Genomic DNA, 19,592 nt, shown 5'->3' on the forward strand with positions numbered 1-19,592 from the left:
GATGCTCTGACGAAACCCGTTGAAGTGCACTTCGGTGCCCGCGCCACGAAGCGCGAAGCCAGGTCCACCGGAGGTTCGGACCGTATTGCACTCACTGAGTGATTCAGATCACTCCTCCTGGTGTAGCCATAAACCTACGGAGCCGACGTAGGGGTGCACAGGGCCAGATCAAGCGGAAAAGAGGGAGCCAGCGGTGAAAGCGTGAGTCCACGAAGTCTCTCATGGCTGCAGTCCGGTCCGAAGATGACTGCACCGACACCGCTGTGACCTCCGCGTTCCGCTAGTGGAAGCGGGGGAGGACCAGCGGCCGGTTTGGACTTTTGCCATGGACTCCCCCGAAGTACAGCAGGCACTCGACGCCCTGCAGCACAGGCTCGACGGCGGCCGGCGGCCACTCCTGGGCATCACGGGCGCGCCCGGCTCCGGCAAGTCCACCTTTGCGGCCCGGCTGCAGCAGGAATTCGGCCCGGACCTCGCCGGCGTCGAACCCTTCAGTGTCCTGAAGGTGCTGTTCATCGCCGGGATGGTGGGCTGCGCGGCGCGGTTGAAATCCCTGCCGGCTGGGAAATCCGCGAACGCTACGCCTCGCTCTTCTCCGTAATCCACCAGCCGATGCCGAGGGGAATCAGGTACCAGAGGGTTAGGGACGACGCCACTTCCAGCGCCGTGGGTGCATCCGGTCCACCGATCAGCGCACCCAGCGCCGTAATGGTGCTGAAGTAGCCGCTGGCATCCGGCAGGAGGGTGAGGATGAGTCCGTTGCCCACAAGGCTGACCAGGATGACGGCGACGATTGCCAGCGCGGTCCGGCGGATCGCCGCGGCGAGGGCCACGCCGAACATGGTGCTCAGCACGCAGGAGGCCAGGCCGGTTGCCAGTTCCTGCCCTACACCGTCGAATGCACCAGCGGCACCTGGTCCGGCAACGGCACCGGCCAGGGCGGCAGCCACAACAGCGGACAGCAGGAACACAAAAACCTGGAGGGCAAGGGCCAGGACGGCGGCCGCGAGGACCTTGGCCCAGAACTGCGCGGTCCTGCCCCGCAGCAGCGGGTAGTAGACCAGCGTTGTCCGGTACGCAGTGTCGGACGTCATCCCCAGGATGCCGATGAGCGGCATCGCCAGCGCCGTGAAAAGCCCGATGCTCCCGGCCAGGCTGGCGAAGGTGACGGGGGTGCCTTGCCCGGATCCGACAACTGCCAGCCCAACCACCAGCGCCACGGCAATGACAGCGAGCACTGCGAAGATCGCCAGCGAACTGCGGGTGTCGACCAGCTTGCGGACTTCGAAGGCAACCAGGCGCGCAAACCCGACTTGCCGGTCCCTCCCGTTCCGGACGGGCGTTTGCTGGAGGGTGTGCTGGCTCATCGGATCTGCTCCAGAGTGTTGTTGCGGCTGCTGAATTCCCCGGACGTCAAGGCAAGGAATTTCTCCTCGAGCGCTGACTCCGTGATGTTGGACAGATGCGTCAGCACCACCCCGTACTCAAGGCATGCCCGGCCAATGTCCTCGGGCGTGGCGTCAACCAGAAATTCCCGCCCGGAAAGGTCAAAGCCCCACCCACGCGTCCTGCAGACTTCCGTGAGGCGCTCCGGTTCGACGACGGCGGCCTTGGTCCTGGAGCTGACGCTGAACTCTGCGGCGGTGCCGGTGGCGACGATCCGCCCGCGGTCGATCATGACAATGTGGTCCGCCACTGCCTGCATGTCGCGGAGAAGGTGGCTGGAGAGCAGAACGGTGCCGCCCTGGGCGCTGAAATGCTTCAGGAAGTTCCGGACCCAAAGCGCACCATCGGCGTCGAGTCCGTTGGTGGGCTCATCCATGACCAGGAACTGGGGTCCGGTGAGCAGGGCCATGCCGAGGACCAGTCGCTGTCGCATCCCCAGAGACAGCGAGCCCACCCGCTTTCTCCGCACTGACTCGAGGCCCGCAACGCTGAGGGCATTTTCGACGGCGGAGCGCGGCGCGCCCAGCAGCATTGCGTTCAGCTTCAGGGTCTCCTGCAGCGAGCGGCCCGGGTGCAATGCCGTGGGGTCCAGGACGAAGCCGATGGTGCGTCCCGGGTTTTCCAGGTCCTGGCGCCGGTGTCCGTTGAAAAGGACTTCGCCGGCGTCAGCGCGGGTCAGGCCGGCCGCAACGCGCAGCGTGGTTGATTTGCCCGCTCCGTTCGGCCCGAGGAATCCGGTGATGGATCCCCGCGGGCAGTCAAAGCTGACGGAGTCCACCACGTTCCGCCCGGCGTATGCCTTGGTGACCCCCGCGAAGGAAATCCCTGAAACGGCCTCAGATGCTAACCCCAATGGACAGTTCCTTCCGTACACGCAGGCGCATCCCCTATGGCCCCGTTGAAAGTATCACTAAAGACGGTTGATTAAAGGTGCTTCTTGTGACTTGACGCCGGGCAGAACCGGCCTCCGGTTTAGGCTTTTGCCATGGACTCCCCCGAAGTACAGCAGGCACTCGACGCCCTGCGGCACAGGCTCGATAGCGGCCGGCGCACACTCCTGGGCATCACCGGCGCACCCGGCTCCGGCAAGTCCACCTTTGCGGCCCGGCTGCAGCAGGAATTCGGCCCGGACCTTGCCGTGGTGGTGCCGATGGATGGCTTCCACCTGGGCAACGCGATCATCGAGGGCACACCGCTGCGGCAGCGCAAGGGCGCAATGGACACGTTCGACGTCGGCGGGTACCTCTCGCTGTTGCAGCGGCTCGTGCGTCGGGATGAGGCAGTGGTGTACGCGCCCGAGTTCCGGCGGACTTTGGACGAACCGGTGGCTGCGTCGATCGCGGTCCCGGCCTCCGTGCCGCTGGTGATCACCGAGGGAAATTATCTGCTGGCGGAGACACCCGAATGGAAAGAGGTCCGGGCACAGCTGGACGAGGTGTGGTTCATGGACACGCCGCCCGCGCTGCGGCTGGGACGGCTGGTGGACCGGCACGTGGAATTCGGCATGGAGCGGACAGCGGCGGAAGCCTGGGCGTTGGGCCCGGATGAGGCCAACGCCGTGGTGATCGAGGCCACGCGCCAGGACGCCGACCGGATCATCCCGTGGGGCCAGGACACCGGCCAGGAATCCAGGACACTTCCTAGGAATACTCGGGCAAGGGCCGGGGTTCTTGGCTGGGACGAGAGCCCACAAACGACTGGAGAGCACTCATGATTGCACCATTGGTACACCTCGGCGACGGCCTCAACGTCAGCCCCCTCGGCTTCGGCGGCATGGCCCTCACCCCGGTCTACGGCGAAGTTGACCCGCAGGAGGCCCTCAAAACCCTGCACCATGCGGTGGATGCCGGCGTCAGCTTCATTGACACCGCGGACATCTACGGCGGAGGCAGCAACGAGCAACTCATCGCGCAGCTGCTCAAGGACCGGCGGGGTGAAGTGCAGCTCGCCACCAAGTTTTCCCTGGTGGGCTCGCCGGCTGATGGCTACACGGATGTCCGGGGAGATGCCGCCTACGTCCGGCAGGCCGTCGACGCCAGCCTAAAGCGGCTTGGCACGGACGTGATCGACCTCTACTACATGCACCGCCGTGACCTCCGCGTTCCGATTGTGGAAACCGTGGAGGCCATGGCGGGGCTGGTGCAGCAGGGCAAGGTCAAACACCTTGGCCTGTCAGAGGTGACCGCGCAGGAGCTGGCCGAAGCCCACTCCGTGCACCCCATCGCCGCGGTCCAAAGCGAATGGTCCATCTGGAGCCGCGACGTGGAACGCAACGTAGTTCCGGCCGCGGCCAGCCTGGGCGTGGGCTTTGTGCCGTATTCGCCACTGGGCCGGGGATTCCTCACCGGCACGGTGGACGCTTCCAGCCTGGGAGCCAACGACTTCCGACGCCGGATCCCGCGGTTCGCCGCGGACGCCTTTGACGCGAACCAGGGAGTCGTGGCGGCCGTGCGATCGGTCGCGGCCGAGCTGTCCGCTACGCCCGCCCAGGTTGCACTCGCGTGGCTGCTGGAGCAGGGCAAACGGCGGGGACTGGCCGTGGTCCCCATCCCCGGCACGCGCAAGACGTACCGGATCGACGAAAACCTGGGCGCACTGTCCCTGGACCTGACCCCGGCGCAACTGGAGTCGCTGGACCAGGCTGCGGACGCCGTCGTCGGCTCCCGCTCGGCGGACCCCAAGTGGGTGTCCCAGGGCCGTGAATAGACTGAAGCCCATGGACACGCTCATTCAAGACCTACGCGACATCACCATCCGCAGCATCTCCGTCAGCGAGATGAACAACAACGTGTACCTGCTGACCGCGAAGGCCAGCGGCGAACAGCTGCTGATTGATGCCGCAGACGACCTTCCGGCCATCCAGGCGATGCTGCAGGACGCCGCTGCGGATACCGCGGCCACAACCAAACTGGCGCAGATTGCAACGACGCACCAGCATTGGGACCACGTCCGCGCACTGCCGGCGTTGGTGGAAGCGACCGGCGCCCCAACCGTTGCCGGAAAGGACGACGCCGCGGCGCTGCCAGTACCCGTGGACCGAGCCCTGGAGCATGGGGACACCTGCGCCGTGGACGGCTTCGGGCTCACCGCCGTGCACCTGCGCGGCCACACCCCGGGATCCATCGCGTTTGTGTACCAGGACCCCGAAGGGCCTGCCCACATTTTCAGTGGGGATTCATTGTTCCCGGGCGGCGTGGGCAACACGCAGAATGATCCGGCGCGGTTCACGTCGCTGCTGGACGACGTCACCGCGCGGTTGTTCGAGGCCTACCCGGATGACACCGTGGTGCACCCCGGCCATGGCAGCCCCACCACCCTGGGTGCGGAACGCCCGCACCTTGAGGAGTGGCGCGCCCGCGGCTGGTGAACCCGGTTAACAACCAATCGAGTGCTCCGTAACTGCCGTTATGAACCTTCTAAACGGCGGTTACGGAGCACTCGATGGCGGTTAAGGAGCGTGCTGGCTAGCGGCTGCGGCGTTCGTTCGAGGCCGGAGCCGACGCGCGGCGGGGACCGCTGCGTGCCGGACGGCCACTGCCACCACCGTTACCGGCGTACGAGCCACCGGACGTGCCGCCGGTGTTGGAGGACCAAACAGCCTTGTTGCCGGCATTGCCGCCGTTGCCGCCGTTGCCCGAGTTACCTGTGGAGGCTCCGGCGCGCTGGCCGGATCCACCCGTGCGGGCACCTGCACCGGCGCCTGCGGTGCGGGCCCCGGCTGCGCGCTGGCCCGTTGCCGGACGTCCGCCGCGCTGTCCGCCGGAGGTAGCCGGGCGGCCCGTGCCGCCGCGGGGAGCATCGCTGCGGGTAACGCGTGAATCCGTGCGGCCTTCAGCAGAACGGCCGTCTGAACCGCGGCCAGCCGCTGCACGGCCACCTGCTGCGGGGACGTCGTTGCGGTGCGTGGAGCCTGTGGCGCCGTGGCCGCGGGAATTGCGGCGAGCAGCAGCTGCTGCAATGGCGCGGTCCTCGTTCTGCTCGGCTACACGGTCAAATGCTGCCCGTGCCTCCGTGCGGCCTTCGTAGGCAACAGCGCGACGCTCGGCGCGCGGAAGATCGGAGCGGGTCGGCTCAGCGGAGACGCGTCCACGTCCACCACGGCCGCCACGGCCACCGGCGGTGGGGCCTTCCTGGCTGCGGCGTGCGCGCTTGCGCTCGGCGTTGGCACCCGTGGAGGTGCCGCCACCCTGCTGTGCGGACTTCTTGGCGAGAAGAGCGGCGCGCGTGCGCGGATCGATCTTGTCGGCCATTTCGCCCACGAGTTCGGCAACCAGCGGGGAGTTGGCGGTGACGCGCTCGAAGTTGACCTCGACGCCGGCAGCCTTCATCAGCTTCTTGACGTCGGACTGCTGCTCCGGGAGGGTCAGCGTGACAACGGTGCCGTCCGAACCTGCGCGGGCCGTACGGCCTGAGCGGTGGAGGTATGCCTTGTGCTCTGTGGGCGGATCCACGTGGATCACCAGTTCGACGTCGTCCACGTGGACGCCGCGGGCTGCGACGTCTGTGGCCACCAGGACGCGGACGTCACCGGAGGAAAACTCGGCCAGGTTGCGGTCACGGGCGTTCTGCGAGAGGTTGCCGTGCAGATCGACGGCGGGGATCCCGGCGTCGGTCAGGGTCTTGGCCAGCTTGCGGGCGTGGTGCTTGGTCCGCATGAAGAGCACGCGGCGGCCGGCGCCGGAGGCGAGCTCCACGATCAGCTGCTTCTTGACGGTCTGGTCGTTGACCACCAGCACGTGGTGCTCCATGGTGGTCACGGCGGCCTGTGATTCGTCCACAGCGTGCGTGAGCGGGTTGGACAGGTAGCGCTGGACGATCTTGTCCACGCCGTTGTCCAGGGTTGCGGAGAACAGCAGGCGCTGGCCCTGGCTGGGGGTCATGTCCATGAGCTTCTTGACCACCGGGAGGAAGCCGAGGTCGGCCATGTGGTCGGCCTCGTCCAGTACGGTGATCTCGACGCCTTCGAGGGTCAGGATGCGCTGGCGGATCAGGTCCTCCAGGCGGCCCGGGCAGGCGATGACGATGTCGACGCCGGCGCGCAGTGCCTTTTCCTGGCGGGCCTGGGAGATGCCGCCGTAGATCACGGTGGTGGTCAGGCCCATGGCCTTGGCCATCGGCTCGATGGTGGCGTTGATCTGGGTGGCCAGTTCACGGGTCGGTGCGAGGACCAGGCCCATGGGGCGGCCGGGCTTGCGGAAGTGCTTGGCTTCCCGCTCAGCGAGTCGTGCTACAAGCGGGATGGCGAAAGCGATGGTCTTGCCGGAGCCGGTGCGGCCGCGGCCCAGGACGTCGCGTCCGGCCAGGGTGTCCGGGAGGGTCTTGACCTGGATGGGGAACGGCTCAACAATTCCCTGTGCGGTGAGGGTGTCGGCAAGTTCTTTGGGCGTGCCGAGGGCAGCAAAAGTAGTCATATATTTCATGGTCTTTCAGGCGGTATCCGTACGGATATCGGCCCCCGATGCCGGTTGGCTCAAGGGTTTCGCCGAAGAAAAGTCAGGTGATCAACCGTGCTGCTGCCCAATTCTGGGCGGCGGCTGGGACCAAATGGAACGCGTTCATCGACGCAGGATGTGCCTCTCACATGAAAAAACCCGCTTCCCAAATCAAGGGACGAGCGGGCATCACTGCACATCAAGTCCCATAAGCATACCATCCCCGCGCCTGGGCCTCTTTCAAGTACGTCGCTCAGAGGCTGCGGCGTTGCCTTCAAAGCCCGGCAGGCGCAGGCTTGAGGCATGACTGAACAGGGTGCGGACCACCACCACACAACGGACGACGGCGACACCCGGCTGGGGGATGCACCGCAGCGCAGTGCCGCCGAGGCGTGGGACGAAAGCTACCGGAGCAAGCCGAAATTCTGGAGCGGGAAACCCAACCCGCAACTGGTCCGCGAAGGCGCTGGACTGAAGCCGGGGAAGGCTCTGGATCTGGGCTGCGGCGAAGGTGCCGACGCCATCTGGCTCGCCCAGCAGGGCTGGACCGTCACCGCCGTCGACGTTTCCGCCGTCGCTCTGGAACGGGCAGCAACCCACGAAAAGTCGGCCCTGGACCGCGAGAGTGTGCACGCGCAGGGAGCCGGTGAAATTCCCAGCCGCATCCACTGGGAAAAGTGTGATCTGGAGGAGTGGCAGCCTGCGGCCACCTTCGATCTGGTGTCTTCCCAGTTCTTGCATTCGCCGCACCTGGCGTGGCAGGGTCCGCTGCGGACAGCGGCTGCGGCGGTCAAACCGGGTGGCACGCTGCTGATCGTGGGCCATCATCCGGACCACCTGCCGCCGTGGGGAAACGACACCAGACCGGAGATGTTCTACACCCCGGCGCAGCTCGTGGCGGAGCTCCGCCTGGACTCGCCGGACTGGCAGCTGGAGGTCAACACCACGCGGGAGCGGACGGCTTCGGGTCCGGACGGCGAGGAAGCCATCATCGGCGACACCGTACTCCGCGCCACCCGGCTGGCTTGAGTTTTTGTCCAGATAAAGCGCCTTCCCGGGCGCGCAACTCGGATTATCTGGACAAAAACGCCGGGGGTCAGCGGGAAACCCGCGGCGCCACCGCAACCGCGGCGACGGCCACCACCGCTGTCAGTGCGAAGACCCCCGCGAACGATTCCGCCGTCGTCGTAAACGCCGCGAACACGATGCCCGTGGCGGCGAGCGCCAGCGCCCCGCCCAGCGAGTCCGAAATGGACATCGCCGAGCTGTTGAAGCCTTCGTTTTCCTTGGTGGACATGGCGAGCGTCATCACGCTGAGCCGCGGATACAGCAGCCCCATGCCGCCGCCGGCGAAGAGCCAGCCGGCAATCGCGACGGCGGCCGGCCAGTGGAGCGCCGACGTCGCCAACGTGAGGAGAATGGCGCCCAGCACCAGCGCTGAGCCGATGCGCACCGCCGCCCGGTGCTGCAGCCGGGTGCCGAGGCGGCCCTGAATGGCGGCCGCGGCTGCCCACGACAACGCGCCTCCGGTGAGTGCCAGGCCGGCGAACGTCGGCGGGAACTGGTACTCCTCGATCAGCAGGTACGGCAGGTAGACCTCGGCACCGAAGAATGCTGCAGACGCCAGGCCGCGGGTCAGGATCACGCTGGGCAGGCCGCGGCGCGCGAGCAGCGTTCCACGGGGAACCAGGGGCCGCACGGCCACGAGGGCAATCACGACGGCGGCCGCGGCCACGAGTGTCGGGGCTGCGGGAACGCCCGCGATATTGACTCCGGCGGAGAGGTTCAGCCCCAGCACAGCGAGCGCGGCGAGCGCCGCCCAGGCCAGGCGGCCCAGCGCCCAGGGCGGGACTGCGGCCTGCTCGGACGGCCGGTCGATGCCGCGGAGCACCGGAAAAATCATCACCACAGCCGGTACCACCAGCCCCACCACACCCAGGAACACCCAGTGCCAGCTCAGGACCTCCGCCACAATGCCTGCCGCGAACGGGCCCACCAGCGACGGGATCACCCACGCCGCGGAGAAGGCAGCGAAGATCCCGGGGTGCAGGACGGCCGGGTAGACGCGGGCCACCACCACGTAGAGCGCAACCGTCAGCGCTCCGCCGCCGAGCCCCTGCACCAGGCGGCCGGTAACCAGCATGGGCATGGACACGGCCGTTCCCGCGATGATCAGGCCCAGCACGAACAACGCCACGGAGGCGTACAGCGGGACTGTTGGGCCGCGGCGGTCCGACCAGTTTCCGGCCGCCACCATCCCGATCACGCCGGTGGCCAGCGGCCCGGCGAAGGCCAGCGCATACAGGCTGGCGCCGTCGAGCTCGCGGCTGACGACAGGCATGATGGTGGTCACGGCGAGCGATTCGAAGGCCGCGAGGAACACCAGGGCACATGCGCCGATGGTCACCCACAGGTACGGTCGCTGCAGGATCCCGGCTGTGGTGGCGGAATGCGTGGCCGGCAGGGCGGGATCCTGCACGCTAATGGCCCGATCGGCTGGAGTCGCCGATGTGGCGGTTCCGGCCCGCGCGGTAACCGAACACCGCGGCCAGCGACCCGACCACCAGGAACAGCACCCCGGCGGCCGTGAACGATCCCGTGGCCTGGTGCAGCTGGCCCACCATCAGCGTGCCGGTGGAACCCAGCCCGTAGCCCACGCCCTGCATCATCCCGGACAGGTGCGCCGCCGTGTGCCCGTCCCGGGTCCGCAGCATGATCATGGTCAGGGCCACCGCGGTGAGGCTTCCCTGGCCCAGGCCCAGCAGCCCGGTCCACACCCAGATGAGTTCCAGGGGCCCGAAGATGCTCAACGCGAACCCGCCGCCGGTCATGAGCGCCACTACCACGTTGATGGCCCGCTGGTCACGGAACCTCGCCGCCAGCGCCGGGGCGAACAACGAGCCCATCATCTGGAGCACGATCGAAACAGAGACCATCAGGCCTGCCGTTGCGCCGTCCACGCCGCGTTCGCGCAGGATCGGTGCCAGCCAGGCAAAGACGCTGAAGGACATCATGGCCTGCAGCACCATAAAGATGGTCACCTGCCACGCCACCGCCGAACGCCACACATTGACGCCAAGGTTGGCGGCCTGGTGCCGGACGGGGTGCTGGCGCAGTGCCACCGGAAGGAACAGCAAAAGTACGACGGCGGCAGGAACGGCCCAGAACCACAGCGCCGAGGTCCACTCCCCCGTCGCCGTGAAGACGGGGTAGGTGAAGCCGGCTCCGAGGGCGGCCGAGGCGCAGATGGCCGTGGTGTACAGGCCGCCCATGAGGCCCAGCCGGTGCGGGAAATCGCGCTTCACCAGCCCTGGCAGCAACACGTTGCACAGGGCGATGGCAGCACCGCAGGCAGCAGTTCCCGCCAGCAAGGCAGGGAGGTGGCCGGCACCGGGCACCAGGCCGCCGATGTCCGCGGGCCGCAGCAGCAGCCCCGCGGTGAGTACGGCCATGGCACCGAGCAGGACGCGTTCGGCGCCGAACCGACGGGCCAGGACAGGGGCCAGCGGCGCGAAGACACCCAGGAGCGTCACGGGCACGGTGGTGAGCACCACGACGGCCCAGCCCGGCAGGCCGGCGTCGGACGTGATCTCCGGAAGAACCGCAGCGAAACTGGAGAAAACCGTGCGGAGGTTCAGCCCGATAAGCACCAGGCAGAGGCCCAGGTACACGAGCGAACGCCGGCTGCCCTGCGGGCTCTCCGGTCCGCCGCCCGACTGGCCCGGAAGGCGCGTCGGGGCCGCCGGGGGGATGTCGTCGATTTCGGCGTCGATCAGCAGTCCAGGCACGTCAACGTTGTCAGCACGGGTCACGGGACCCATTCTGTCAGGCTTCGTTGCCACGCGGAGTTATCCACATAGACCAGAAAAGGGCTGGTTGCCCACCTGGAGCGACCCTACCGTGGGATCAGCATGCGGTACCCAGCCATAACATTCGGGAGAAGCCATGAGCCTTGCACCATTGCACGATCAGTCCATTGCGTCCGCACCGGCCTCGCAGAAGGCCCATGGCAGTGGCGAGGGCACAGCCAGCCTCGCTTTCAGCCTCATCGCCCCGGCGAGCATGTTTCTGACTGTGCCCTTCAGCCTATTGGCGGCCTTCTTTACGAGGCCTTCGGAGGGGCCTGGCCGGCTGGACTGGGTCGCACCGTTGGTGCTGTGGAGCTATCCGGCGCTGTTTGGCCTGCTCGCAGTGACGCTCGGCATTGTTTCGCTCCGCGTATTTGTGCGTCGGTCAAACGGTTGGCGGGCTGGTGTGGCTGCGTTGTGGATATCGGCGGCCGAGGTTGCCGTGGGCATGGTGCTCGTGCTTAGGGACGGGGACTTTATGATCCTCTTCTGAGATTTCATTTCCTTTCCGACCTCGCAGGGCGACCATTTTCGCGTACCATCGCGTCCCGTTCGAGGCTCAGGTGAGTGCCCAAGCCGTGGGCGTGGGCCCCGGGTATTCTGGAAGGGATGAGCGAATCCCCAGAATCCCCCCAGCCTCCGCATGTCCCGCGCCCGGTAACGCCCGGTACCCAGGCGTCTTTCGGCACTTACGGCGGCAGGCCGGTGAGCTTTGTGCGCCGCGGAACCCGCCTCCAGGGGCGCCGCCAGACGGCATGGGAAGAGCATTCGGACCGGTGGGCGCTGGACGTGCCCCGGCACATTGCGAACACGTCAGTCCACCCGGACTACAGCTTCGACGCTGAGGCCGAGTTCGGCCGCAAGGCACCGCTGATCGTGGAAATCGGTTCGGGGCTGGGCGATGCCATCTGCCACGCCGCCGAGGAAAACCCGGACACGGACTTCCTGGCGGTCGAGGTCTATACCCCGGGGCTGGCCAACACCATCATCAAGATCAACAGCCGCGGGCTGAACAACGTCCGGGTGGTGGAAGCCAACGCGCCCGAGGTCCTCGCCACCATGCTGCCGGCAGGATCTGTCAGCGAGCTGTGGGTGTTCTTCCCCGATCCCTGGCACAAGTCACGGCACCACAAACGCCGCCTCATCCAGCCGGAATTCGCCGAACTGGCAGCACGGGCGCTCACCAAGGGCGGCCTGTGGCGGGTCGCCACCGACTGGTCCAACTACGCTGTCCACGTCCGAGACGTGCTGGCGGACTCGCCGGACTTCGAAAACCTCCACACCGGCGAGCGCCACGGCCCGGAAAGTCCGCTCACCCAGGTGTGGCAATCCGGCGTCGAAACCCTGGTGGGCGGCGCCCCCGTCCGCGAAGGCCGGGCGCCGGTGAGCACCGCGCATACAGGCCCCAACGAGGGTGTTGATGAAACGGGCGGCTGGGCGCCACGCTTCGAAGGCCGGATCCGCACGAGTTTCGAGGCGAAGGCGCACGAAGCAGGCCGGCTGATCTTCGACCTCTGCTACCGCCGCCGCTGAGCCTTGAAATGTAAGTAGCCTTTATGGCCCTTGCGGGACGCCAGGGCCATAAAGGCTACTTAGTTGGGGTCAGTTCACGCTGATGGAGGCGACGATCTCCTTGAGCATCCCCAGCCGCGGCTCGATCTCCGGGTTCACGTACGGCCAGATCACCACAACACCGATGAAGCGGTTGTTCTCCCAAACACCCACAGTGGCCGCGACCCTCGCCTCGCCTGCCGGATCCGTGTATCCAACCACGACGGCGTACGAGGACTTACCGGGTACGTTCAGTTCGCCTTCGGTGAGGATGCTCCCGGCCCGGTCTTCAAGGTAGAAGCCTGACATCAGGTGTGCCCAGCCGTTAGCCTGCGCGGCGCCGGTCACGGAGGTGTCGTCCTTGATGACCGTCACCAGGACACCGCCCAGCAGGCCATACTGCTCGGTGTTTGGCCCGGCGGCGGAGTCCTCCAGAACCTGGGTGTGCTCGGGGAAGTCTGCCGTGAATCCCAGCGGGGACTCGATATGAACTGACATGGTTGCTCCTTAGCGGTAAGTCTTGGCTGGGCTGGCTGGCACGTGCGGATCCGGCACGGGGACGTCAGAGCTTCTCGAGCTTGGTGTCGTTCGGGACCTTATAGTACGTGGACACGTTGGTGGTTGCCTTGTTCTCGGTTTTGACCTCCACCTCGCCGGCCTTGAGGTCAACGCCGAACTCGTTGGATGCTGTCACCACACTGTTCACCTGGACCGTGGCGGAACCTGCCGCGTAGAGCCTGGCGGCGTCGTGGCCCGCCGCAACCGTGTCTCCCAACGCCATATTGCGCAGGTAGCTATCGATCACAGGCGCGTTCTCCGGCGAGTACTCAACATTGATCTTCACGGTGCCCTGAGTGCCCGCGGTCACGCTGGACTCAGCCTTTGCGCCCTGGAGGTCGGCACCCGCGCTGGCGCCCCCCGCAACCGTGCCCTCCATGGATACGGCGACCGATTCCATGTTGCCGTTCTTATCCAGGTTCACTTCCAGGCCGCCCTTGCCCGAGGCCTCGAACACCCTGCCGTCAAGGTCCAGCTTGCCCTGGGCCGACACCTCGGCGCTGGCGGTGGCCGTGCCGTCCGTCAGGTTCCGCTCGTAGGCAAGATCCAGCTTCGCCGAGCCCGACGCCGGGCCGGATTCACCTTTGGCTTCGAGGGAGAGCGTTCCCTTGGCTTTGTCGTCGTGGCCGGTGGAGCCGTTGCCGTCCGCAGCATCGTTGATGGTGTCCAGGATGTAGCCGGGCGGGTTGCCCGCCACTTCCTTGATCTCACCGACGCTGTCCGGCGGGAGATCCGTATAAATCTGGTTGCGGGCGGCCATGGCCTCCTCCAGGCTGCCGAATTTGTACTCGCGCGAGGCCTCTCCGTTCAGCGTGACCCCGGCCGTGCCGGTGGTGTCGTTCACCCCTACACCCACGTTCCCGTAGACCTTCATGGTGGCCGAACCGTCTGCATTCTCTACGACGACGGTGCCTACCTCCGTGCCGGCGTGGAACCAGGCAACCCGGGCATCAAGGGAGGCCTTGCCGGTCTCCGTGTATACGGGAGTTTCGGTCTTGGCGAGTTCCCGGAGGTGGGCGCTCGCCTGATCCTGGGCGGACTGGGGAATCCCGCCGTCCATCCTCATGAGGTCCTCGGCGAACGGGCCGTTCCCGTCTTCGCCTTCGATCAGGTATTTTCTGTCCGCCTCGGACAGGCTGGCCCACCACTTGGCTTGCTCTTCCGGGCTGGCCTTGAGCATGTCATCCATACCCTGTTTCAGATCCTGGCGGTGGGCATCAGCCGCTGCGGCCTTCGCTACCTGTTCCTCCAGCCAGTTCTGGGCGCGGCTGCCCAGGTCCTTGATTTTGTCCAGGACGCTGGTCCCGCCACCGCCACTGCTGCCGCCGCCGCCGGTCGCGGCAGAGGACTGTTCCTGTTCGTTTGCGTGCTGCAGGAGCAGCTTGGAGTTGTGGCGGAGGCTGGATGCCACCCGCTCCAGGCTGGGGCGGTGGTTGCCGGACCAGTCCTGCCGGAACAGCTCGCCGTCGGCACCCTTCCATGGCGCGGACTGGATCTGGCCCTGCAGGGAGCTGGCCCGGCTGGAGAGCAGCGCGGCCGCCTTGTCAACGGCCCTCGCCAGCTCCCGCAGCTGGCTGACGTCCGCGCCGTAAAAAGTCATGTGTCTCCCCCGGAGAGTATTAAGAGTTAGTTCTATCGCTGGACATATCGTCGCATGGTGGCAATTCTCCCGCGATGGGGAACACTCCCCATCGCCGGGCACACCAACGCACACGCAGTTATTGTCGGTCCGCGGTGCACAAGAATTGGTACTGTTCGCGGCCGGCTTCGCGTGGCACGATGGGGTTGTGCTGGGGGGGCACGCAAATCTGCGCCCCTGCGGCGCTGGCCCGAAGGAAGCGCCATCAAAAGAGAACTCAGGGACGCCGCAGACGCGGCGGAGGACGTCACCAACTCACGCGCACTGGAGTTGCTGGCGAGGGTGGGTTTCGCGGTAAGCGGCCTACTGCACTTTCTGGTGGGCGCCATAGCCATCCGCCTCGCCATGGGCGGTTCGGGGAATGCTGACTTCAGCGGGGCTGTTTCGGAACTGGCCAGCCAGCCAGCCGGCCCGTTCCTCCTGTGGGCAAGCTTTGCCGCCTGCGCGGCACTGGCCATCTGGCAGGCCAGCGATGCCGTCTTCGATTACAACCGGCTGCCCACTAAGGACAAAGTCGGCAAGAAGGCCAAAGCGGCAGCGCAGACCGTGGTGTTTGCCGGGCTCGCCGTGACCCTGGCCAGCTTCGCCATGGGCACAGGGTCCGGAGGCGACAACCAGCAATCAGCGAGCGACCTCACCGTCGCCGTCATGAAAGCCCCCGGCGGCATAGCGCTGCTGGTCCTCGTGGGACTGGGCGTTGCCATCACCGGGATCATCTACGGCATCCGCGGAATCAAGAAGACCTTCGAGAAACACCTCACAATGCCCGTTTCCAGCTCTGCCCGGACGGCCGTCTCAGCCTTGGGCGTGGCCGGCTACGTCGCCAAGGGCATAGTCCTGCTGCTGACCGGGATGCTCATCACCATTGCCACCCTGCAGGCCCATCCGGATGAATCCACGGGCCTGGACGGTGGACTCAGGGCCCTGCGCGAACAGCCCTTCGGCGTGTACCTGCTGGCCGCAGTGGGCGCCGGCCTCATCTGCTACGGCGTGTTCATGGTGGTGCGGGCTCGCCTGGCCAAAATGTAGGGTGGGGCGCCATCTCCGGGGCCCGGTCTACCCGCCCACCCGGAATACCGGCCTCCGGTTAGGGTGGGTCCATGCCCCAGGTACGCGCCGAACGACTCATCCGCCTCGATCCGGAGACAGTCTTTGCCCTCTCCCAGACCACCGGCGCGTTCCGGCTCAAATGGGACCCGTTCATCTCGGCCCAAGGTTTCCTGAACGGCGCAACGTCCGCCGGAAAGGGCGTCCGGACACGGACCGTGTCCCGCCTGGGCCTGGTGATGGTGAGCGAATACGTTTCCTATTCGCCACCCAGGAACGTGGGTATGACCATGGTGTCCGGACCGTGGTTTTTCGGGAAGTTCGGTGGCGGCTGGCGTTTCACCGCAGACGACGGCGGCACCCGCGCGGTCTGGAAGTACACCTTTTCGTGCCGCCCGGCCTGGTTGCGGCCGGCGGCGGAGCGGTTGGGCGCCTGGCTTTTGGGCCGTGAGATCACTACGAGGATCGACGCGTTTGCCCGGGCCTGCGAGGATCCGGCCCTGGTGGCCGAGTTCCGCGCCCGCCAAGCACCGTGATCAAACCAACGTGATCAAACCCCGTGATCACAGCACCGTGATCCCCGGCAATGGGATCAGGGCACCGTAATCACAGCAACGGCGCGCTGGGTTTCGTCCCGCAGTTCCAGGCTGGCGATGCTGGCCAGCTGTAGGGGCGTGGCGCCCATGACCTTCACTCTCCCGCTGGGCGTGGCGGTCCAGGCGCACGCCCGGTCTTCGCCGCCGTCGCGGTCCCGGATCCAGAGCGAGAGGGTTCCGTCCAGCGGCAGTTTGCTGCCGTTCACTGCCAGCTCGGTGCCCCAGGTTTTCCGGGCAAGGTCGATGCTGAACTGCAGGCCATTGCCGGACTGCACCGAGTAGCTGGCGTCCGGCTCCGGCGGCCGGCTCAGCAGCGGGGCCGCGGCCACCCCCAAGGCGAGGGACGCCGCGGCGACGGCGCCCACCACGGCCGCCCACCGCCGTCGTAATTTACGACGCCGGGTGGCCAGTTCATCGAGGACCCTGCGCGGCACGGAGCTGGCTGGCTCGGGGGCCACCCCGGGGCGGGCGCTCCCGGTGAGCGCCACCGCGTCCGGGACGGGAACCGCATCCAGCAGGGCCGGCAGGCTTTCAAGCTCGGCGAGTTCGGTCCGGCAGTCCGCGCAGTCCTCGAGGTGGGCTTCGAAACGTTGCGAATCCGCGGGGTCAAGCCCGCCGAGCACGTAGGCGCCCAGCAGCTGGTGCAGCTCAGCGGCGTTCACCGCTCCACCCCCATCTCATCGAGGATGGTCCGCAACGCCCTGACGGCGTAATAGGCCCGGGACTTCACGGTTCCGCTGGGGATGTTCAGCTGCACGGCGGCCTCGTTGACGGTGAAACGGCGGTAGTGGAGGGCCACGAGGACATCGCGGTGTTCGGTACTGAGCCGCAGCAGCGCCTCCTCCATCAGCACACGGTTCAGGAGTTCATCCACGCGTTCCACGGCTTCGGCGGGATCGGCGAGTTCGCGTTCCATCACTTCGGCCGGGCGCCTTTGGGCTTTGCGGTAGTTGTCGATCATGATGTTCCGCGCTGTACGGAACAGGTAGCTGCGCAGGCTTCCGGTGATGTTCGGGGCCTGCTGCCAGACGCGCAGCACGGTCTCTTGGACCACGTCCTCGGCCAGCTGCGGGTCCCGGGACGCGCTGAGCACAAAACGGCGCAGGGCGGAGCCGTGTTCGCGGTAGATCGCGGCCACCACGTCCTCGTCCAGCGGCATGCGGCCCTCCTGTCCCTGATCCGGTCTGCGGTTACAAATGCGCGACTACAACGACCCTGAGGGTCCGTGCACTCATGCGATATAACGTCGGCGGACGGCAAACGGTTCACTTTGAACCATTCTTCACCTTGGTGCGTCGTACCGGTTAGCGTCCGGTGACCTACGCCGGGCCCCAGCCGAGGAGCATCCCATGAAACAGCATTTGTGCACAGGTCTTGCCGCAGCGGCTCTCATAGCCGCACTTTCCGGCTGCGGCGGCAGCCCCGGAACCACCACAACCACTCCGGCGGCCACCAGCCCGGCGGCCACGTCCGCCGCCCCGACCGCCGGCTCCCCCACCGCAGCGGCCGCCGTCGACCTCAAGACAGCATCCTCCAGCGCCGGCAACATCGTGGTGGATGCCGCGGGCATGAGCGTCTATTTCTTCACCAAGGACGTGAAGGATTCCGGCACCAGCGCCTGCACCGGAGCGTGCCTGACCGCGTGGCCACCGGTCCTCACCATCGCAGCCAAGCCTGCCGCCGAAGGCGTCACCGGCACACTCGGAACAATCACGACGCCGGACGGGGCCAAGCAATTGACCCTGAATGGACTGCCGCTGTACTACTTCGCGCAGGACAAGAATCCCGGCGACGTCCTGGGGCAGGGCGTCAACAACGTCTGGTACCTGGCCACGCCGGCCGGGGAAATGATCCGGACAGCGGCGTCAGGCTACTGACAGTTCAGGCTACTGACAGTTCAGCTAGTCAAAGTTCAGGCGCCTACGGATTGACCGCCTAAGGATGGAGGCCGGGCAGCGGGACTGGAGGCGTGGCCGGCAGGGGCAGAGCGGGGGGCTGTCCCTCGCCATTCAGCGGCCCACCCGGCATACCCGGTGTGACATTTTCGGGGAGGGGAAGGTCCGGCAGGGGCACTGCCGGCGCTGAACCTAATGGGGCCGGAGCGGGCTGCGTGGCCTGGCTGGAACCGGATCCCGGTACGGCCGGAACCGGCACAGTGTCAGCCGTCCCGGTGGGTCCTACGGCAGGGACGGCGGGCTGGCCCGGTCCCGGAGCCGGGGTCTCCACCGGCGCGGGGGCAGGCCCGCCGCCAACGGTGGACACGAAGGATGTTACTGCGTGGTTGACCTGGCCGATGGAATCCCGGATCCCCTGGTCGGAGGCCACGGCAACGGCGCCGCCGGCCGCCAGCGAGACGGCCACGGACAATGTAGTGAGGGTGATTCTGCGCTTGGCACGACGGCGGGCGGCGAGGTCGTCGGTGGCGGTCGTGAGCTGGCCGGTTGCCTCGGCGGGGGCTACGGTGGGCTCTGATTGAGGGGATGCCGCAACCGCCAGGTGACGGGTGGCTGCCGTGCGGCTCGGCGCAGGCGTCGGGACAGCAGTGTGTGTCACGGTAGGAGTCTGTGTCACGGCAGGCCTCATAAGCGCGGCAACCGCATCGGAAGGTACCGGCCGCTCGGCTGCGAGCGCCCGGAGCTCCAGCAGCACGGGGCGGAGGCCGCCGTCGTCGTGCAGCCCTGCCTCCAGCAGCAACCGGTCAACAGACGCGTCCTCGCGGGAACCGTTGCGTGAGCCTGCGGTGTCACTCATGATCTGCCTGGTTTCTTCTAAGAGTCTGGTCCTTGAGGTTCTGCAGCGCCCTGCGTTGGAGCTGCTTGATGGCACCCTGGGACTTGCCCATGATGCCGGCCACCTGTTCGATGGAGAGGTCGGCCACCACCCGCAGTGCCAGGACCTGGCGGTGTTCATCGGTCAGGCCTGCCAGCAAGTGGGCCGCGCCGCCGTCGTGGCCCAAGGCGTGGTCCTCCGCGGACGCCGTGCTGCGCCCGTCCTGCAGGGGGTCGTACGGAGTGAAGTCCGGCCTGCGTTCAACCCGCCGGTAGTAATCCACCATCCGGGCGTGGGCGATGGAGAATACCAACGACTTGGCGCCCTGGAGGCCGCCGGTCAGCTCACCAATCTTGGGAAAAAACGCCAGGAACACATCCTGGGTGACAGCCTCGGGATCATCCACGCCACGGGCCTTGAGGTAACCCAGGACCGCTCCGGACAAGGTTCGATAGACAGCGCCGAAGAGCACAGCCGGATCAGCACCGGCTGTGTCTGCAAATGTATCTATGTCTTCTTCGGCCAAAGTGTCTAGCACCAGTGGCTCCTTCATCCCGGGCAGCGTAGTCGCTCATCCCGGTATTCGGCGCGGCGTGCTCCGCTGCTGTCGGTCAGCTGCGGTCGGTCAGCTATCTGGCTGCCATGTGGACTGCGGGAATCCGGTCCGTCCGGAGCCGGTTCCCGCAGTCCACACTAGCTGAGCAGG

General features: G+C 66.8%; 19 protein-coding genes and 2 pseudogenes. 10 read left to right on the forward strand and 11 right to left on the reverse strand.

The window, feature by feature from the left end; translation table 11 throughout:
- Window positions 1-478 precede the first annotated feature (478 nt).
- Window positions 479-601 (forward strand): annotated as a pseudogene (locus ASG77_RS22425) (QacE family quaternary ammonium compound efflux SMR transporter); the annotation flags it as partial.
- On the opposite strand, the gene ASG77_RS03875 reads toward ASG77_RS22425, so the two are convergent.
- Both ASG77_RS03875 and ASG77_RS03880 read right to left on the reverse strand, forming a co-directional pair.
- Window positions 579-1,367 carry an ABC transporter permease gene (locus tag ASG77_RS03875; protein ID WP_056341225.1) on the reverse strand — a complete coding sequence of 263 codons (789 nt, stop codon included), beginning with the start codon at window positions 1,365-1,367 and terminating at the stop codon, window positions 579-581. The pseudogene ASG77_RS22425 and the gene ASG77_RS03875 sit on opposite strands and share 23 nt — an antisense overlap.
- The gene (locus ASG77_RS03880) at window positions 1,364-2,299 is read right to left on the reverse strand and encodes an ABC transporter ATP-binding protein (protein ID WP_056341227.1); all 936 of its coding nucleotides are present in this window, start codon (window positions 2,297-2,299) and stop codon (window positions 1,364-1,366) included. Before ASG77_RS03880 ends, ASG77_RS03875 begins: the two co-directional genes overlap by 4 nt.
- Before the next feature lie 132 nt (window positions 2,300-2,431).
- Between ASG77_RS03880 and ASG77_RS03885 the strand changes: the two are divergent.
- From ASG77_RS03885 to ASG77_RS03895, 3 genes and pseudogenes are all read left to right on the forward strand, one after another.
- Window positions 2,432-3,052 (forward strand): annotated as a pseudogene (locus ASG77_RS03885) (nucleoside/nucleotide kinase family protein); the annotation flags it as partial.
- Between the two features lie 104 nt (window positions 3,053-3,156).
- The gene (locus ASG77_RS03890; RefSeq protein ID WP_056341229.1) at window positions 3,157-4,152 is read left to right on the forward strand and encodes an aldo/keto reductase; all 996 of its coding nucleotides are present in this window, start codon (window positions 3,157-3,159) and stop codon (window positions 4,150-4,152) included.
- A gap of 10 nt (window positions 4,153-4,162) precedes the next feature.
- A complete protein-coding gene (locus tag ASG77_RS03895) occupies window positions 4,163-4,813 on the forward strand; it encodes an MBL fold metallo-hydrolase (protein WP_056341231.1) in 651 nt (216 codons plus the stop codon).
- A 97-nt stretch (window positions 4,814-4,910) separates the two neighbouring features.
- Here the strand turns inward: ASG77_RS03895 and ASG77_RS03900 are convergent, their stop codons facing one another.
- On the reverse strand, window positions 4,911-6,857 hold the full coding sequence (locus ASG77_RS03900) for a DEAD/DEAH box helicase (RefSeq protein ID WP_056341233.1): 1,947 nt from the start codon (window positions 6,855-6,857) through the stop codon (window positions 4,911-4,913).
- A gap of 324 nt (window positions 6,858-7,181) precedes the next feature.
- Here ASG77_RS03900 and ASG77_RS03905 point away from each other — a divergent pair, with 324 nt between their 5' ends.
- On the forward strand, window positions 7,182-7,907 hold the full coding sequence (locus ASG77_RS03905) for an SAM-dependent methyltransferase (RefSeq protein ID WP_056341235.1): 726 nt from the start codon (window positions 7,182-7,184) through the stop codon (window positions 7,905-7,907).
- A gap of 67 nt (window positions 7,908-7,974) precedes the next feature.
- On the opposite strand, the gene ASG77_RS03910 is transcribed toward ASG77_RS03905, so the two are convergent.
- Window positions 7,975-9,357: an MFS transporter gene (locus tag ASG77_RS03910; RefSeq protein ID WP_056341237.1), complete on the reverse strand. Its 1,383-nt coding sequence runs from the start codon at window positions 9,355-9,357 to the stop codon at window positions 7,975-7,977.
- A gap of 1 nt (window position 9,358) precedes the next feature.
- Window positions 9,359-10,699: an MFS transporter gene (locus ASG77_RS03915; protein ID WP_056341238.1), complete on the reverse strand. Its 1,341-nt coding sequence runs from the start codon at window positions 10,697-10,699 to the stop codon at window positions 9,359-9,361.
- A 124-nt stretch (window positions 10,700-10,823) separates the two neighbouring features.
- Here ASG77_RS03915 and ASG77_RS03920 point away from each other — a divergent pair, with 124 nt between their 5' ends.
- Both ASG77_RS03920 and trmB read left to right on the forward strand, forming a co-directional pair.
- Window positions 10,824-11,219 carry a hypothetical protein gene (locus ASG77_RS03920; RefSeq protein ID WP_056341240.1) on the forward strand — a complete coding sequence of 132 codons (396 nt, stop codon included), beginning with the start codon at window positions 10,824-10,826 and terminating at the stop codon, window positions 11,217-11,219.
- 116 nt (window positions 11,220-11,335) lie between these two features.
- Complete coding sequence (trmB, locus tag ASG77_RS03925; protein ID WP_056341244.1) at window positions 11,336-12,259, forward strand: tRNA (guanosine(46)-N7)-methyltransferase TrmB; 924 nt, start codon at window positions 11,336-11,338, stop codon at window positions 12,257-12,259.
- Between the two features lie 69 nt (window positions 12,260-12,328).
- On the opposite strand, the gene ASG77_RS03930 is transcribed toward trmB, so the two are convergent.
- Both ASG77_RS03930 and ASG77_RS03935 read right to left on the reverse strand, forming a co-directional pair.
- Complete coding sequence (locus tag ASG77_RS03930; RefSeq protein ID WP_056341251.1) at window positions 12,329-12,775, reverse strand: hypothetical protein; 447 nt, start codon at window positions 12,773-12,775, stop codon at window positions 12,329-12,331.
- Between the two features lie 64 nt (window positions 12,776-12,839).
- A complete protein-coding gene (locus tag ASG77_RS03935; protein WP_056341252.1) occupies window positions 12,840-14,435 on the reverse strand; it encodes a hypothetical protein in 1,596 nt (531 codons plus the stop codon).
- Window positions 14,436-14,651: 216 nt separating this feature from the next.
- Here ASG77_RS03935 and ASG77_RS03940 point away from each other — a divergent pair, with 216 nt between their 5' ends.
- Both ASG77_RS03940 and ASG77_RS03945 read left to right on the forward strand, forming a co-directional pair.
- The gene (locus ASG77_RS03940; RefSeq protein WP_056341649.1) at window positions 14,652-15,503 is read left to right on the forward strand and encodes a DUF1206 domain-containing protein; all 852 of its coding nucleotides are present in this window, start codon (window positions 14,652-14,654) and stop codon (window positions 15,501-15,503) included.
- A 71-nt stretch (window positions 15,504-15,574) separates the two neighbouring features.
- Complete coding sequence (locus ASG77_RS03945) at window positions 15,575-16,057, forward strand: type II toxin-antitoxin system RatA family toxin (RefSeq protein ID WP_056341253.1); 483 nt, start codon at window positions 15,575-15,577, stop codon at window positions 16,055-16,057.
- Between the two features lie 56 nt (window positions 16,058-16,113).
- Here ASG77_RS03945 and ASG77_RS03950 read toward each other — a convergent pair whose 3' ends face one another.
- Window positions 16,114-16,779, reverse strand: coding sequence for an anti-sigma factor family protein (locus ASG77_RS03950; RefSeq protein ID WP_056341254.1), 666 nt, complete (start codon window positions 16,777-16,779; stop codon window positions 16,114-16,116).
- Window positions 16,776-17,276: a sigma-70 family RNA polymerase sigma factor gene (locus ASG77_RS03955; RefSeq protein ID WP_056341255.1), complete on the reverse strand. Its 501-nt coding sequence runs from the start codon at window positions 17,274-17,276 to the stop codon at window positions 16,776-16,778. The genes ASG77_RS03950 and ASG77_RS03955 overlap by 4 nt, the downstream gene beginning before the upstream one ends.
- 190 nt (window positions 17,277-17,466) lie before the next feature.
- Here ASG77_RS03955 and ASG77_RS03960 point away from each other — a divergent pair, with 190 nt between their 5' ends.
- Complete coding sequence (locus ASG77_RS03960; RefSeq protein WP_056341256.1) at window positions 17,467-17,994, forward strand: COG4315 family predicted lipoprotein; 528 nt, start codon at window positions 17,467-17,469, stop codon at window positions 17,992-17,994.
- Between the two features lie 58 nt (window positions 17,995-18,052).
- On the opposite strand, the gene ASG77_RS03965 is transcribed toward ASG77_RS03960, so the two are convergent.
- Both ASG77_RS03965 and ASG77_RS03970 read right to left on the reverse strand, forming a co-directional pair.
- Window positions 18,053-18,868 carry a hypothetical protein gene (locus ASG77_RS03965; protein WP_056341257.1) on the reverse strand — a complete coding sequence of 272 codons (816 nt, stop codon included), beginning with the start codon at window positions 18,866-18,868 and terminating at the stop codon, window positions 18,053-18,055.
- The gene (locus tag ASG77_RS03970; RefSeq protein ID WP_056341258.1) at window positions 18,861-19,439 is read right to left on the reverse strand and encodes an RNA polymerase sigma factor; all 579 of its coding nucleotides are present in this window, start codon (window positions 19,437-19,439) and stop codon (window positions 18,861-18,863) included. Before ASG77_RS03970 ends, ASG77_RS03965 begins: the two co-directional genes overlap by 8 nt.
- Window positions 19,440-19,592 lie beyond the last annotated feature (153 nt).

The organism is Arthrobacter sp. Soil762 (assembly GCF_001428335.1).
Classification (GTDB): domain Bacteria; phylum Actinomycetota; class Actinomycetes; order Actinomycetales; family Micrococcaceae; genus Arthrobacter.

Excerpts from the sequence above, each read along its gene's own strand:
- ASG77_RS03970 (WP_056341258.1), bottom strand. The coding sequence starts at position 19,439 with ATGAAGGAGCCACTGGTGCTAGACACTTTGGCCGAAGAAGACATAGAT.
- ASG77_RS03900 (WP_056341233.1), bottom strand. The coding sequence starts at position 6,857 with ATGACTACTTTTGCTGCCCTCGGCACGCCCAAAGAACTTGCCGACACC.
- ASG77_RS03890 (WP_056341229.1), top strand. The coding sequence starts at position 3,157 with ATGATTGCACCATTGGTACACCTCGGCGACGGCCTCAACGTCAGCCCC.
- ASG77_RS03945 (WP_056341253.1), top strand. The coding sequence starts at position 15,575 with ATGCCCCAGGTACGCGCCGAACGACTCATCCGCCTCGATCCGGAGACA.
- ASG77_RS03935 (WP_056341252.1), bottom strand. The coding sequence starts at position 14,435 with ATGACTTTTTACGGCGCGGACGTCAGCCAGCTGCGGGAGCTGGCGAGG.
- ASG77_RS03920 (WP_056341240.1), top strand. The coding sequence starts at position 10,824 with ATGAGCCTTGCACCATTGCACGATCAGTCCATTGCGTCCGCACCGGCC.
- ASG77_RS03955 (WP_056341255.1), bottom strand. The coding sequence starts at position 17,276 with ATGCCGCTGGACGAGGACGTGGTGGCCGCGATCTACCGCGAACACGGC.
- ASG77_RS03875 (WP_056341225.1), bottom strand. The coding sequence starts at position 1,367 with ATGAGCCAGCACACCCTCCAGCAAACGCCCGTCCGGAACGGGAGGGAC.
- ASG77_RS03905 (WP_056341235.1), top strand. The coding sequence starts at position 7,182 with ATGACTGAACAGGGTGCGGACCACCACCACACAACGGACGACGGCGAC.
- ASG77_RS03930 (WP_056341251.1), bottom strand. The coding sequence starts at position 12,775 with ATGTCAGTTCATATCGAGTCCCCGCTGGGATTCACGGCAGACTTCCCC.
- ASG77_RS03960 (WP_056341256.1), top strand. The coding sequence starts at position 17,467 with ATGAAACAGCATTTGTGCACAGGTCTTGCCGCAGCGGCTCTCATAGCC.
- ASG77_RS03915 (WP_056341238.1), bottom strand. The coding sequence starts at position 10,699 with ATGGGTCCCGTGACCCGTGCTGACAACGTTGACGTGCCTGGACTGCTG.
- ASG77_RS03965 (WP_056341257.1), bottom strand. The coding sequence starts at position 18,868 with ATGAGTGACACCGCAGGCTCACGCAACGGTTCCCGCGAGGACGCGTCT.
- ASG77_RS03895 (WP_056341231.1), top strand. The coding sequence starts at position 4,163 with ATGGACACGCTCATTCAAGACCTACGCGACATCACCATCCGCAGCATC.
- trmB (WP_056341244.1), top strand. The coding sequence starts at position 11,336 with ATGAGCGAATCCCCAGAATCCCCCCAGCCTCCGCATGTCCCGCGCCCG.